We start from the raw sequence: 13,291 nt of genomic DNA on the forward strand, positions 1-13,291 counted from the left end.
GGAGTCGGCGCAATCACCGGAAGGGAAGGTGCAGGGGTCACGGCTCCTGCTGGACCTAGTGGGCGCTCGCCACACCTGGCATGCTCTCGAACCCGGCCTTGATCCTGCCGATCGCTCGCGCGTCGTCCACCTTGATGAGGTACGCCTCGTAGCCGGGGGGCTCGTCGGAGTCGCCGGTTCCGCCGTGCATGTGATCGATGAGCCGCCGCGAGTAGTCCTCGTCCGCGTAATAGATCCGCTTGATGCCGGTCATCGCGGAGAGTCGCTCTTCGACCGCCCGCTTCTGGTCCCACGTGACGCCGCCACGCCCCTCGCAGGCGTCGGCCAGCGTTGCCGGGCAGAGGCTGATGGCGACGTCCACCATCCCCGGCGGGAAGGTGGAGCGGAAGACGATGACGTTCGTCACTCCCAGCATGTCGCCGATCGCCGTGCGGAAGGCCGCGATCTGATCGGTGGACGCGAGCATGCCGCGGAATGATTCCTGCATTCCATCCACCGTTATCGCCGCGACGTACTTCGGCTCGTCTGGCATCATCGCGACCATCCGGTCATACGCGTCCTGGCGGGACACGAATTCCACGTCGGCGACCTCTGGCAGGCCATGGAGCCGCTCCTCAATCGCGCGTTTCTCCTCGGCGGTCGCCGACCCGGCACAGTTCTCCGACGCGTCATCGCAAAGGAAGACGCTGTACACACCGGTCATCGGCAAGGCCCAGTCGGGGGCCGGAAACAGCGAGCCGGGACGCGAGACGGCGGCGCCACCCGCCCCGAGCAGAATCAGCACGGCCGACCCCGTCACCATGACCGTGGTCACCAGCCGCCGCCTGATCTCTGGCCGGAGCCATCGCAGCAGCAGTCCGTGCACGGCATACCGGCGCACTGCTACCCGTCTGGTTAATCGGGATCCATCCCACAACTCTTCCGATTCCGGCGTCCGCATAGGATGATCTTTACCACAGAACGGTCATCACGTGCGGGTCGCGGTAGAACTCGCGAAGATTCGGGCGGATATCCCTCGACAGGCTCCTGAACTGGGATTTCGCCCGCCAGGACCGGGGAATGGCCGGCGGTGTGACGAGCCCTTCGCCGAACGTCTGGTCCAGCATTCGGCGCGCGACTTCGGCGGTGACGCCGACGATGATGATGGCGAGTCCTTCGGCGGGGTAGGGACCCGCACCGAGTTGTCACGGCGCGGATTGCCCAGGAGACGTCGAGTCGGCTTCCCCGGCGAACGCCCATCCATGAACGCGCGCCACCCCCGGGTCCAACCGAGATAGGGCCAGAATCGGCCACGAGTTGATCTTGAAGCCGTTGACCTGGGCGGATGGCAAGTCGCCGATACGGCTCAGCTTGGCCTTCACTTCCGAGATCAGCCAATCTCGGAAGTCGCTTCCAGGCTGGACTTCCGGGATTCCGCGTCCCTGGGCCTGGAGAGGCTCCCGTCCGCTTCCGAGATTACGAACATGATCGCTCATGGCCGTTTCTAGCTGTATCTCGGCCGGACCCGAGATCGAGACCCGAATTGGAGAGACCTTCCTGGAGGACATTCAGGGGCCGAGGTCGCCGAAGCCCTGCTGTGCGGGCCTGCTCGTGATCGCCGATGGCGCACCCGACAGCGGCCTCATCGGCGATGGCATCGAGGCTCGCGCGCGGTCTCGACTGGACCACGACGTAGCTTCGTGATCACGCTGGTGCGGGCCAGGCGCGCATCGCCAGCTCGGCGACCCGGCCGAGCTCCTGCTTTGAGGCGCCGTCCCGTGCCTGGGCGGACATGCCCTGGATCACCGAGGCGTAGAAGGTGGCCAGCGCTCTCGCGTCGGTATCGGCGGGCAAGAGCCCGGCTGCGATGTCGGCGTCGATCCTGGCCTTGAGCCCGGCCTTGGCCCGGTCCCTGAACGTGCGCAGCCAGGCGGCCACCTCGGCCGACTCCGGACCGTAGTTCACCCCGCCGGAGATGATCAGGCAGCCATGCGGGTGGCCGTCGTCGCTGTATTCGGTGGCGGCCTCCTCGAGGATCCGCTTGATAGCGCTCCTGCCGCTGGGCTCCTCGGCGAGCGCCCGTTCGGTGAACGCCCCGTAGGTCTGCTGGTAGTGGGCGACCGCCTCTTGGAACAGCTGTCTCTTGTCGCCGAAGGCGGCGTACAGGCTCGGCGGCCTGATGTCCATGGCGGTGGTGAGGGCCGCGATGGAGGTGGCCTCGTAACCGTGTTCCCAGAAGGTCACCAGCGCCCGTTCCAGGGCCAGGTTTCGGTCGAAGGTCCGTTGTCTCGCCATGGCTTGCATTCTATAGCGATCACTATGTTATGATTTTCTGTATCGATCGCTACAGAAAGGTTTTCCCATGAAGACCGCACTTGTCACCGCCGCGAGCAGGGGCATCGGCCGCGCAGTCGCCTCCCGCCTGGCCCGCGACGGCGTCCGCGTAGCCGTCAACTACGCCCGCGACGACGCCGCGGCCAAACAGGTCGTGCGGGCGATCGAGGAGGCGGGCGGCAGTGCCTTCGCGATCCAGGCCGAGCTTGGCACGCCGGGGTCCGTGGAGTCGCTGGTGGAGCGCTTCACCCAGGAGAGCGACCGGCTGGACATCCTGGTGAACAACGTCGGCATCGGCCTGCATCAGCCGTTCGGCGGGGTCACCGTGGACAGCTACGAGCGGATGTTCGCCGTCAACGTGCGCGACCCGTTCCTGCTCACCCAGCAGCTCGTGCCGCTGATCCCCGATCACGGCCGGATCGTCACCATCACCTCGGGCGCCGCCAGGATCGCTTTCCCCGAGGGGATGGTCTACGCGATGACCAAGGCCGCGCTGCAGGCGTTCACGCTCAGCCTGGCCAAGGAGCTCGGCCCGCGCGGCATCACGGTCAATAACGTGGCCCCCGGCATCATCGACACCGACGCCAACGCCGCCTGGCTGCGCGGCGACCCGGACGCCACCGCCTACGCCGCGGCCCGCCACGCGGTCAACCGCATCGGCACCCCCGAGGAGATCGCCGCCGCGGTGGCCTTCGCCGCCTCCTCCGAGGCGAGCTTCATCACCGGTTCCACGATCGACGCCACCGGCGGCGCCAACCTCTAGCGCTGGATCGTGTACGGCAGGCGCGGCCGCTCAGCGGACTGGGGCAGCGAGCGGCGCTGATCCGCCCCGACGGATACGTGGCCTGGGCCGGAGACGATGAGGGCATCCGATCAGCGCTGGTGAAATGGTGTGGCCCGGCAGACCACACCGACCTGGGAGCCCTCCGAGACCGTGCCACCACCTAACCCACAGCGCCGCGACCACCTCGCCGACGCCGCCATCACGGTGCTCGCCGAACAGGGATCCCGTGGACTGACCCATCGGGCCGTCGACGCCACCGCCGACGTCCCCGCCGGCACAACCTCACGGTACTTCCGCACCCGTGACGCCTTGCTGAACGGGATCATCGAGCGGTTGACCCGACGCCTCGACGAACGGGTCGACGCCCACGTGGTGCGCCCACTTGACCGCGCCCATCTCAAAGGGGCCCTGGCAACCGTCTTGAACATGATGGTGGCCGACGTACCCAACGAGTCGCTGGCGCTGTTCGAGCTGCACCTGGAGGCCAACCGCAACCCCAACTTGCGGCGCATGCTGACCGGCGCCCTTCGCGGCAGGCGCGATCTCATCGTCCGCCAATGCCGCGCAGCCGGTATCGCCATCACCGAACAGGACGCCATGTTGTTGGAGATGAGCGTGCTGGGCATCCTGTTCACCGCGCTGACCACCGGCGCGCCGGACGATCCGGGCACGTCGATCCACACGGTCATACAGGCTGTCCTAGACCAGTATGCGCAAACCGGCCGGTGACGCCTGCGCGCCAATCACCCGGCCACGGGTCACGGGTCGGCGAGGCCGTCCCAGGGCTGGCGGGCCGTGCCGGCGGTCTGGCCCTCGGGGCAGTGGCGGCGGAAGTCGCACCAGGAGCAGACCGGGCCGGGGCTGGGCGGGAAGGCCTGGTCCAGCTCGGGCGGGAGCACCGGAGGCGTACGGCCGGCGGGGCGCTGGCCCGGTGAGGCGGCGCTCCCGGCTTCCCTCGCGGGAGCCGTTCCCCGGTCGGGAGTCTTCTTGGCCGAGGCGGTGGACCAGGCGCGGTAGCGGGTGTCGGCCTCGGCGGCCTCCTCGGCGACCTCTTCGGCGCGGTGGAGGTGGCGGGCCAGAGACTCGTCGGTGTGCTCCCAGGTGACGATGGAGGCGGTCGGCAGGTGGTGCAGCTCGACCTGGTGGCAGCGGCGGCGCATCATCCGGGAGGCGGCGATGGCGTAGACCGCCAGCGCGAGGGAGGAGCGGGCGTCGTCGGTGGTGAGGGGGCGGCGGCCGGTCTTGTAGTCGACGACGACCAGCTCGTCGCCACGCCGGTCGAGGCGGTCGACGCGTCCGGACAGGGCGAGCACGGAGGTGCGGGTGGCCACGGTCCGCTCGACGCCGATCGGCTCGTCGGACGGGTCAAGCGTCGTGACATATCCGGACACCATCTCGCGGGCTCGGTCGCGCCACGTGGTGGACTGCTCCTGGTCGCGGAAACCCTCGGTGATCCAGCCGCCGGTGAGCAGCACTCCGGCCATCGGCACGGTGCGCCGGTCGTAGGGCTCCCGCCACCACCCGGCCAGCGCGTTGTGCACGCTCGCGCCGACGCTGTTGTGCGCCCACGGCGGACCCTTCTGCGGCGCCGGCCGGTCGAGATAGGTGAACCGGTAACGCCTGCGGCAGTCAAGCCACGCGTTCAGCCGCGAAGGCGTGCACGAGTAGAGCCGCCGCGGCATTCCCTCCAGCCCGAGTTGCTCCACTGCCGACTCCCACACCTCGCCCAGCCCGCAACGTTACGCCGCCCCACCGACAGAATCGGCGAGAGCGGCGGTCAGTTGTCGCTGGGGTTGATCCGGATGCCGGCGGCACGGGTGCCGTCGGTCAGCGGGGCCTCGGGAGCGGCCTCGCCCGGGGGACGGGTGAGCGACCCGGAGATCCAGTCGTCGAAGTGACGCTCCAGATCGCCGATGGTGGTCTCCTCGCCGTGCGTGGGCAGCACCCGGGTGTCGTGCGGCAACGTGAACAGTCGCTCGCCGATGGCCGTGAGCTGGTCGGCGAGGGCCGGGTATTCGCCGCCGAGCTTGCCGGGGCCGTCGGCCTGCAGGGTCTTTCCGGTGAAGACCACGCCCAGCGCCTCGCAGTAGAGGGAGACTCCGCCCTGGCTGATGCCCGGCGTGCTGATCACCTCAAGCTGGACGTCGGCGACGCCGAACAGCCCCTCGTCTTCCATCTCGATGTCGGGCCAGGTCTCCGACCACGTCTCGCGCCAGATCCTGCGGTCCTTGGGGTGCAGGGCGACGACGGCCTCGTCACGGGCGGCCACCTCGATGGCCGCGCCCACGTGGTCGGCGAACCCGTGGGTGCACACCACAGCGAGCACCTCCCGGTCGTCGCCGACCTTCGCGAGGATCCCCTCCGCGTCGCGCGCGGGGTCGACGACGATGGCCTCCTCGTCGTCACCGATGATCCACGTGTTGTTCTCGACCTTGTGCTCGACGCCGTCGACGTCGAGCACACCTTCGGTCACCACTCGCTCGATACGCGCTGTCACGCTGCAGACCCTATCCCGTCTTGGTAGTGATGCGAATCGTCTCGCCGTCAGGCGTCGTCGGGGAGTCGCGGGGAGAACGCGCCGTAGGGAAGGTCGAAGTCCTGGTCGTTGTCGCGGAGGTCGCGCAGGGAGAGCCGGTCGAGGGCGATCAGGCATCCGGTCTCGGCGGGCCAGGCGATGGCCCACAGCCAGTTGCCGAGCGCCTCGCCCGCGTACACCGCGCGGTCCGCGCCGCCGTCCACGCACCACAGCGAGGTCGGATGGCCGAACACGTCGATCTTCGCGTGCGGGGGCCCGTCGCCGAAGCCCTCCCCCGGATCGGGCCCCGGCAGCCCGGCGAAGCCCGCCCCGAGCCCCACTCCCGGCTCCTCCGCGACGATGACCAGGTCGGCGGGGCCGTGCGTGACCGAGGGGCCGCCCAACGCCGTCACGCTGGCCCGGGTGCCACTGCGCTGGTCGCCCGCCTCGGCGAACCCGGTGACCAGCCAGCCGGACGGCAACGGCCACGGCAGCCAGACGGGCACCCTCGCGATCCGGCGAACGGCCTCCAGCCCCGCCCGGGACGGCTGCCACGGAGGCTGGAGCGGCAGAACGTCACCGTGCGCGCCACAGCGCCAAGCGCTGGACCACGCGCTCGGTGCCCGGACCTGACCGAAACACCGCGGACAAATCGGCGCGGCTCTCACGACTATTCACGGTTCCTCCTGACAACCCCGTTCGTCAAGAGCACAGCTCGTTACCGCACCGTAATATTGTCCAAGTGCGCGTAAATTGTGTGGGAGCCATCGTCTTCGACCCCGCCGACCGGCTCCTGCTCGTACGGCGAGGCCGTCCGCCCGGCCAGGGCCTGTGGTCGGTGCCCGGCGGCCGGGTCGAGCCGGGCGAGAGCGACCATCAGGCGCTGCGCAGAGAACTGCTGGAGGAGACCGGCCTGCGCGTCTCGGTCGGCCGCCTCGCGGGGACGGTCGAACGGCCCGGCGGGCCCGGCGTCGTCTACGTGATCCGCGACTATCTCGCCACGGTCACCGGCGGCGCCCTCCTCCCGGGCGACGACGCGGCCGACGCCCGATGGTTCGCCCGGGGCGAGCTTCCCGTGGCGCTGACCGACGGCCTCCTCGACGCGCTGACCGGGTGGGGCGTCATCGACGCGACTTGGTCCGCCGCAAGCTGAGACACCCGACACCCGCCCCGAATCCTTGACCGGCCTCGGGCGTCACCGGTGGAAATTGGTCCGCCACAAAGTGAGATGGTCGGCGCTGTAGGTGGTGGACCTGCCCACGGCCACGACGTCGCCGCCCGAGATGGCGACCGCGCGGAGCCACTGTGCGCCCAGCCCGGCCAGCCCGGCCTGGTTGAGGCCCTGCCGTTGCCAGTCCACGCCGTTCTCCGAGGTCCAGGTGGCGCTGTCGCCCTCGCCGCCGCCGCCGTGCCAGCCGACCGCGACGATCCCGTCCGCCGACGCCGCGAGATCCTCTACGGCCGCCGCCTGCTCGGCCGGGAGCCAGCCGTACTCCCAGGTGACCCCGTTGTCGGCGGACACGGCGGCGAACGGTCTCCGGCCGCCGTCCAGCCGTGCGTCGCCGACCGCGAAGATCTTGTCTTCCACGGCCACCACGTGCCTCAGCCCGGCGGACGTGGCGTCGGGAGGCGTCACGCGCTTGCGGGGAGTCCAGTTGACGCCGTCCTCGGACACCCAGACGACGCCGCTCTCGTGCTCCGCCGTACCCGCGCCGCCCACCGCGACGTAGCCGCCCGCGGTGGCCGACACGTCGTGGATGCGCACGCCCGCGCCGCCGGCGGGCAGCTTGGCCGAGCGGTTGTATCTCTTCGTGTCGGGGGTGAACCAGAGGGCGGGCACGGTGCCGGACGGGGAACGGCGTTCTCCGGCGATGACGTAGCCGGACTCGCCGGCCGCGACCGCGTGCGGCACCAGGAAGTAGTCGTCCCCGGCGGGGGAGAGCTGGTCCGTCGCCGGCACCCGCCGCCACGAGGCGCCGTCTTCGGAGGTGACCAGCATCGGCTCGGTGGCGGAGGCGTTGCTCATGGTGCCGCCCACCGCGAGCCACCCCTTCCTGCCGTGGACCACGTCGCCCAGCGACTGCTGGCGTGGCCCGCCGAGCATCGAGGCCGGTCCCGCCGCCGTCCAGGACTGACCGTCGCGGCTGGTCCAGATCCCGGCCTCGCCCGCGGCCGCGCCCACCGCGACGTACGTGCCCTTGGACGCGGCCAGCCGGCTGGTCTCGCGGGCGATGCGGGTCAGGCCCTCGATCTCGCCGAGCGGGACGGGCCGGGCGGCGCTGCCCTTGGGCGCGGTCATCAGCACCAGCTCGTTGTCCACCTCGGCGGCGCGCTTGTCACCGCCGACCACGAGGGTGCCCGCGTCGGAGATGGTCAGCGCGCGCAGCGTGCCGGACACCGCGCCCAGGTCGGCGCTCCTGCCCCACTTCCTGCCGTTCTCGCTGGTGTAGACGGCGTACTTCTCCCAGCCCGTCTCGACGACGGCCGCCACGCCTGCCGCCGACGAGGCCAGGCCGCTGACGCCGGTGCTGGCGCGCGGCAGCCCCTTGATCGAACCGCACCTGGCCCATTCGCCGCCCTCGGGCGAGCAGTAGACGAGCACGTCACCCGCGTTCGAACGCTGACGGGTCGGCACCAGCACGAACCCGTCGGCCGCCACCGCCAGCGCACCCGGCCTCGGCGCCACGTCGGGGAGCGCGGCCCCGGTGCGGAGCCAGTCGCGCCCGCCGTCGGGAGACCGCAGGATGACCGAGGTGGACGCGCCCTCCGACGGATCGGCCAGCGCCACCACCGCGTCGCCCCTGGCCACCACGGTCTTGATCGCGCGTACTTTGTCGGGGGTGCCGATGTCACGGCTCTCCACCCGGGTCCAGGACCGCCCGTCGGGCGACACCCAGGCGATCGGCCCGGCCGACCCGTCGCCCAGGACGGTGGACCCGACGGCGACGAAGCCCGACTTGGTCCGGGCGATGTCCATGATCCGATCGCCGCCGCGGAACGCGGCCAGGCTGCGCGCCGGAGCGGCGGCCCAGCTGAACCCGTCAGGGCTGGTCCACAGGCCACGGGGAGCGCCGCCGGTCGTGTCGCCCACCGCGAGCCAGCGCCCGTCGCCGCCCGCCACCCGGCCCACCGTGCTCGGACCCGACTCGTAGCCGCCCTGGCCGGTGACGTTTCCCAGCTGCCAGGTCTCGCCGTTGTTCTTCGACATCAGGAAGAGCGGACGGGGCACCGGGCTGGTGGTGTCGCTGCCGACCGCCACGATGGTGTCGCCCGCCGAGTGCACCGCGTTCAGGACCTGGCTCGAACCCGCGCCGCCCCCCGGCACCGCGAACGCGTTGTCGCCCGACTCGCCGGCCCCGTCGGCCAGCATGAGACCGGTGGTCACCGGGCCGGCCACCCACTGCCAGACGAGCACGCCCGCGCCCACCGTGGCCACCAGCACGACGACCACCAGCAACGGCGTCGCCAGCCCGCGTCCGCTCCTGCGTCTGCGGGTCGGGCTGGAGCGCCGCATCGCCGAAGGCGGATCGGAGCCGCGTTCGTACCGGCCGCCCTGGGCGGGTTCGCGCGCCGGACCCTGCGCCACGAGCCGGTCGGGCCGCGTCGGTCGGCCGCCCGGCGGTCGTCCCACCCGGTGTACCGGTTCGTCCGGCGCCGGCTCACGCTCCGGCCCGTACAGGTCACCCCATCGCGGCTCGGGCTCGGGCGGCTCCTCCCGCGGCATCGCGGACCGCAGGTCCACCCAGGTCAGCTTCAGCTCCTCGGACTCCTCGCCGGACTCCTCCCCGGCAGCCCCCGCCCGCTCAGCCCGGTGCCCGGCCTCCCCCTCCGGCTCCCACTCCCCCGCCGCGGCAGGCCTGCGCTCCCACACCGGCTCCAACCGGCCCCACGTCGGCTCCGAACCTGACTCCGACTCCCACGCCGCCTCAGGCTCCTGCCGAGGCTCCCACGGCGACTCCGGACCTGACTCCGACTCTCGCCGACGCTCCCACGTCAGCTCCGAACCCGGCTCCCACGCCGCTTCGGACTCCTGCCGGCGCTCCCACGTGGACTCCGGACCCGGTTCCGGCTCTCGCCGGCGCTCCCACGTCGGCTCCGGTTCCGATCCTGGCTCCGGCCGGTGTTCCGGCTCCCAGGCCCGCTCCGGCTCAGGATGCTCCTGAGGTCGTGCCGGTGGCTCCTGCCAGGGGCCCGGGGGCGGGGCGTGTTCCGGTGCGGCGGTGACCTCGTCACCGGTTCTGGCGGCGGCGGTCTCCGCCGGTGATGAGTACGGCCGACGGCCGTGGCCGGTGCGGCCCGGCGCGGGCGACTTGCCCGGCGCGGGCGGCTCGCTCGGGGTGCGTGGTTCGTTCGGGGTGCGTGGTTCGTTCGATGCGATTGGTTCGTTGGATCCGCGTTGTTCGCCCGGTGCAGGCGACACATCCGGTACAGGCAGTTCGCCTGGTGCAGGCGGCACGTTGGATACAGGCGGTTCGCCTGGTGCAGGCGGTTCGCTCGATGTGCGTGGCCGGCTCGGGGTGCGGGGCGGGCCGATGGCGACGAGTTTGTCGGGACGCTCAGGACGCCCTCTAGGCGGCTCCTGGCCGCCCTCCTGGCCTTCCGGGGGCCTCGCCTCCTCCGGAGTGGCCCCGTGGCGTGGCGGGCCGTACGGCGGGGCGTAGGGGCGGCGGCGGGGGGCGGGGGCGGGCTCCTCGGCGGTCGGCGCGGAGAAGGGAGGCAGGACCCAGGGCGACGCCGGCGGCCCGCCCGTGCCCGGGTCTCCGGACGGTCCGGGCGGGGAGTGCTTGAGTGCCGGAGGGGATGTGGGTGGCTCCTGTGGCGGGGAGCCGGGTGTCACCTCGTCGCGGGTGCCGTCGTCGTCCGGCGGTCCCTGTCGTGAGCGCGGGTCGTGGGGGCCCGTGGCCACGCTCAGCACCTCCTCATCGGGAGTCTTCCATCGGGCGTGAATCACGGTGAAGCGGTCGTGCCGGCGGGTCCGGGCGGTCGCCGAACCCTCCCAGGCTCGGAGTATCACACACGGACCGTTTCAGGTGCCTCCCTTCGCATTCGCCTGTGCACAAGGGGAACCCGATGTCCGGATCCAGAGACGATCACCTCCCGCCGTCAGCGAATTCGTACCCCCTCCAGGGCAACACAACAGACGCCCTGTGGCGAGATCTCTAGTCATATTTCTCAATCGACGACTCGACGGCTCGACGCCGGCCGTACGAGCCTCGCCGGGGACCTGCGCAATCGGACGAACGGCTCCTCCGGCGGCCAACCCGGGCATTCGGCTCCGCCCTACCGTCCCGACCGGGAAGCGCGGTCAGCGGTCCGCTACATGTTCACCGGCAACGCCGGCGGCCGCCACGCCTCGGGGGAGGTCGTGCGGACGGACTTCTTACGCGCGTACACGAGCACTAGGACCGCGAAGACGGTCAACTGCACGACTGTGCCCGCCATCGACTGCCAGGCCACGGCGCCCTGCCGCAGGGTGTCCTCGATCGTGCCGGCCGCCGCGCTGATGCCGAACCCGAGCATGTTGTTGACCACGTGCAGGGCGATGGGCGCCTCCAGCCCGCCGGTGCGGACCGCCAGCCAGCCCATCAGCGCGCCGAAGGCGAACACGTCGATGATCCCCCAGTCGGTGTAGCCGTGCAGCGCGGTGAACGCGGCCGCGCCGAGCAGGATCGCGGGCCACGGGGTACGCAGGTAGGCGCCGAACGCCTGGAGCAGCCAGCCCCTGAAGACGTACTCCTCGCTCGCCGCCTGGAAGGGCACCAGCAGCAACGCGATGACCAGACCGGGCAGGAACCTCTCCCAGCCCGCCCAGCCGAACAGGCCGGACACCGGCTCGCCGGTCAGCGCGTACGCCACGGCTATCGCCGCCTGCCCGAGCACCCCGGCCAGCAACGCGAGCAGGACGCAGAACAGCATCCAGCTCCACCGCAGCCGCCCGACCACGGAGGAGAGCGTGCCCGGCGGGCGGCGCTGGACGAGCCAGGTCACGCCGTACACGATCGGGAGTCCCAGCGCGAGCGACAGCAGCGTCACGCCCATGCCCATGAGCGGCTGGGTGAAGGTCACGCCGTCGCTCCGCAGCAGCGGCGTGCCCAGCAGCAGGGACACGAAGAAACCGCCGAACAGGACCGCGAGGGACACCAGCAGGAAGCCCGCGACGATCAGCAGCGTGCCCAGCAGGGGACGCCACCATCGGTGCGCCGTCGTACGGGCCAAGTGGTCGTATCTCGTCCCGGGCTCGGCGCGCCTGATCCACGGCTGCGGCGGTGGCGGCTGCGGCGGCCCGTACGGGTGGTAGTCGGCCATGCCTCCCATTGTTCCCAACTTGTGCAGTGCGCATTTGTTCATAGACGGCGGCGCGGATCGGGCCGACTCTGAGGACGGAGAAGACGACCCAGGGAGAAGAGCCATGGCAAGGCTGGGACCTTTACTGACGCTCGCGGCGGGAGGATCTCTCGCCGTCGCGCTGGGCGTGCTCAGCGTCACCGCGACACCCGGCACGGAACCGACGGCCGCCGGCGCCCTCGCGCCGGCCGCGAGCGCACCGGGGAACACCCCGGTGGACACCAATGCGAACCCATCCCCGAAAGCGGCCAAAACCGCCAAGCCCACCCCGATACGCGCTGACTTCGCCGGCCGGGTCAAGGGGAACCAGGGGCTGATCGCCGTCTCCGTCCGCAACGGGAAGGCGATCGCCTACTTCTGCGACGGCAAGATCGAGGCGTGGTTCAAGGGCAAGGCCAAGGATGGGGCGGTCGAGCTCGACGGCTTCGGCGACTCCTCGGTGACCGCCCGGCTGAAGGACGGCAGGGCCTCCGGTGAGATCGAGCTGGGCAGGCAGCGCTGGGACTTCTCCGCGTCCACCGCGCGCAAGCCGTCCGGGCTCTACCGGGCGAGCGCGATCATCCGCGGCGCACGGCTCAAGTCCGGCTGGATCGTGCTGGCGGACGGCACGCAGACCGGCTTCACCTCACTCGGCGAGAAGCAGGTCCCCACTCCGACGCTGACCCCCGGCGCGGATCCCACGATCGACGGCGAGCGCGTCGAGGCCAAGGACGTGGACGGGTTCATCGAGGAGATGACGTCATGACCATCCCCCAGCCCAGCCCTTTCCAGGGCCCTCCCGCTCTCGCACCGGGCGCTCCCCGGCGGAGCCTGGTCACGCTGCTCCTCCCCCTGCTGGCCGGCGGCGTGGTCGCGGTCGCCCTCGGCGTCTACGGCGGCCTGCACACCCCGACCGGCTTCGCCGTCGGCCCCGCCGGCTTCTCCGGGCCGCTCGCCATGAAGTCGTGGCTGACCACGGGCGCCTTCCTGGGCGCCGTCGTCCAGATGACGTCCGCCCTGATCATGTACGGCAGGCTGAAGGTCGCCGCGCCGGCCTGGATCGGCACGCTGCACCGCTGGTCGGGCCGGATCGCCTTCGTGCTGACGATCCCGGTGGCCTTCCACTGCCTCTACGCGCTGGGGGCGCGGTACGACGAGCCACGGGTGATGATCCACTCACTGCTCGGCTGCTTCTTCTACGGGGTGTTCACGGCCAAGATGCTCGCGCTCCCCAAACGCGGGCTGCCCGGCTGGGGCCTGCCCGCGCTCGGCGGCCTGGCGTTCACCGCCCTGGTCGGACTCTGGCTCACCTCGTCGCTGTGGTTCTTCACCACGATCGGGGTGACCCTCTGACT

The 13,291-nt window shown here is 71.2% G+C and carries 13 protein-coding genes; 6 read left to right on the forward strand and 7 right to left on the reverse strand.

All coding sequences use genetic code 11. From position 1 onward, the window contains the following. Positions 1-55: 55 nt before the first annotated feature. Positions 56-880 (reverse strand): permease-like cell division protein FtsX, encoded by an 825-nt coding sequence (locus tag MBA17_RS25685; RefSeq protein ID WP_238499137.1) that lies wholly within the window; start codon positions 878-880, stop codon positions 56-58. Positions 881-1,683: 803 nt separating this feature from the next. After that, entirely contained in the window at positions 1,684-2,274 is a 591-nt protein-coding gene (locus tag MBA17_RS25690; RefSeq protein ID WP_238499138.1) for a TetR/AcrR family transcriptional regulator, read from the reverse strand. Between the two features lie 67 nt (positions 2,275-2,341). On the opposite strand from MBA17_RS25690, the gene MBA17_RS25695 reads away from it, so the two are divergent. The 3 genes from MBA17_RS25695 to MBA17_RS49680 all read left to right on the forward strand — a co-directional run bounded on the left by MBA17_RS25695 (position 2,342) and on the right by MBA17_RS49680 (position 3,826). Further along, complete coding sequence (locus MBA17_RS25695; RefSeq protein WP_238499139.1) at positions 2,342-3,076, forward strand: SDR family NAD(P)-dependent oxidoreductase; 735 nt, start codon at positions 2,342-2,344, stop codon at positions 3,074-3,076. Between the two features lie 77 nt (positions 3,077-3,153). Continuing rightward, a complete protein-coding gene (locus MBA17_RS50560; RefSeq protein WP_455432847.1) occupies positions 3,154-3,261 on the forward strand; it encodes a hypothetical protein in 108 nt (35 codons plus the stop codon). Positions 3,262-3,301: 40 nt separating this feature from the next. Further along, entirely contained in the window at positions 3,302-3,826 is a 525-nt protein-coding gene (locus MBA17_RS49680; protein WP_455432863.1) for a TetR/AcrR family transcriptional regulator, read from the forward strand. Between the two features lie 29 nt (positions 3,827-3,855). Here the strand turns inward: MBA17_RS49680 and MBA17_RS25705 are convergent, their stop codons facing one another. From MBA17_RS25705 to MBA17_RS25715, 3 genes are all read right to left on the reverse strand, one after another. Continuing rightward, positions 3,856-4,803 (reverse strand): RecB family exonuclease, encoded by a 948-nt coding sequence (locus tag MBA17_RS25705; RefSeq protein WP_238499141.1) that lies wholly within the window; start codon positions 4,801-4,803, stop codon positions 3,856-3,858. 71 nt (positions 4,804-4,874) lie between these two features. Continuing rightward, positions 4,875-5,594: an MBL fold metallo-hydrolase gene (locus MBA17_RS25710; protein WP_238499142.1), complete on the reverse strand. Its 720-nt coding sequence runs from the start codon at positions 5,592-5,594 to the stop codon at positions 4,875-4,877. Between the two features lie 47 nt (positions 5,595-5,641). Further along, positions 5,642-6,280, reverse strand: a complete 639-nt coding sequence (locus MBA17_RS25715; RefSeq protein WP_238499143.1) for a DUF6758 family protein — start codon at positions 6,278-6,280, stop codon at positions 5,642-5,644. Between the two features lie 74 nt (positions 6,281-6,354). Here MBA17_RS25715 and MBA17_RS25720 point away from each other — a divergent pair, with 74 nt between their 5' ends. Then, positions 6,355-6,765: an NUDIX hydrolase gene (locus tag MBA17_RS25720; RefSeq protein ID WP_455432848.1), complete on the forward strand. Its 411-nt coding sequence runs from the start codon at positions 6,355-6,357 to the stop codon at positions 6,763-6,765. 42 nt (positions 6,766-6,807) lie between these two features. On the opposite strand, the gene MBA17_RS25725 is transcribed toward MBA17_RS25720, so the two are convergent. Further along, complete coding sequence (locus MBA17_RS25725; protein ID WP_238499144.1) at positions 6,808-9,483, reverse strand: hypothetical protein; 2,676 nt, start codon at positions 9,481-9,483, stop codon at positions 6,808-6,810. 1,445 nt (positions 9,484-10,928) lie between these two features. Beyond that, positions 10,929-11,918, reverse strand: a complete 990-nt coding sequence (locus MBA17_RS25730; protein WP_238499145.1) for a CPBP family intramembrane glutamic endopeptidase — start codon at positions 11,916-11,918, stop codon at positions 10,929-10,931. A gap of 103 nt (positions 11,919-12,021) precedes the next feature. Here MBA17_RS25730 and MBA17_RS25735 point away from each other — a divergent pair, with 103 nt between their 5' ends. Together MBA17_RS25735 and MBA17_RS25740 are read left to right on the forward strand one after the other, a co-directional pair. Beyond that, positions 12,022-12,702, forward strand: coding sequence for a hypothetical protein (locus MBA17_RS25735; RefSeq protein ID WP_238499146.1), 681 nt, complete (start codon positions 12,022-12,024; stop codon positions 12,700-12,702). After that, entirely contained in the window at positions 12,699-13,289 is a 591-nt protein-coding gene (locus tag MBA17_RS25740) for a DUF6529 family protein (protein WP_238499147.1), read from the forward strand. The genes MBA17_RS25735 and MBA17_RS25740 overlap by 4 nt, the downstream gene beginning before the upstream one ends. Positions 13,290-13,291 lie beyond the last annotated feature (2 nt).

The sequence above is a fragment of the Dolomitihabitans soli genome, from assembly GCF_022213955.1.
GTDB lineage: Bacteria > Actinomycetota > Actinomycetes > Streptosporangiales > Streptosporangiaceae > Streptosporangium_A > Streptosporangium_A soli.

Bases quoted from the DNA above. Each gene is read 5' to 3' on its own strand.
- MBA17_RS25690 (WP_238499138.1), bottom strand. From the start codon at position 2,274: ATGGCGAGACAACGGACCTTCGACCGAAACCTGGCCCTGGAACGGGCG.
- MBA17_RS25695 (WP_238499139.1), top strand. From the start codon at position 2,342: ATGAAGACCGCACTTGTCACCGCCGCGAGCAGGGGCATCGGCCGCGCA.
- MBA17_RS25730 (WP_238499145.1), bottom strand. From the start codon at position 11,918: ATGGCCGACTACCACCCGTACGGGCCGCCGCAGCCGCCACCGCCGCAG.
- MBA17_RS25735 (WP_238499146.1), top strand. From the start codon at position 12,022: ATGGCAAGGCTGGGACCTTTACTGACGCTCGCGGCGGGAGGATCTCTC.
- MBA17_RS25740 (WP_238499147.1), top strand. From the start codon at position 12,699: ATGACCATCCCCCAGCCCAGCCCTTTCCAGGGCCCTCCCGCTCTCGCA.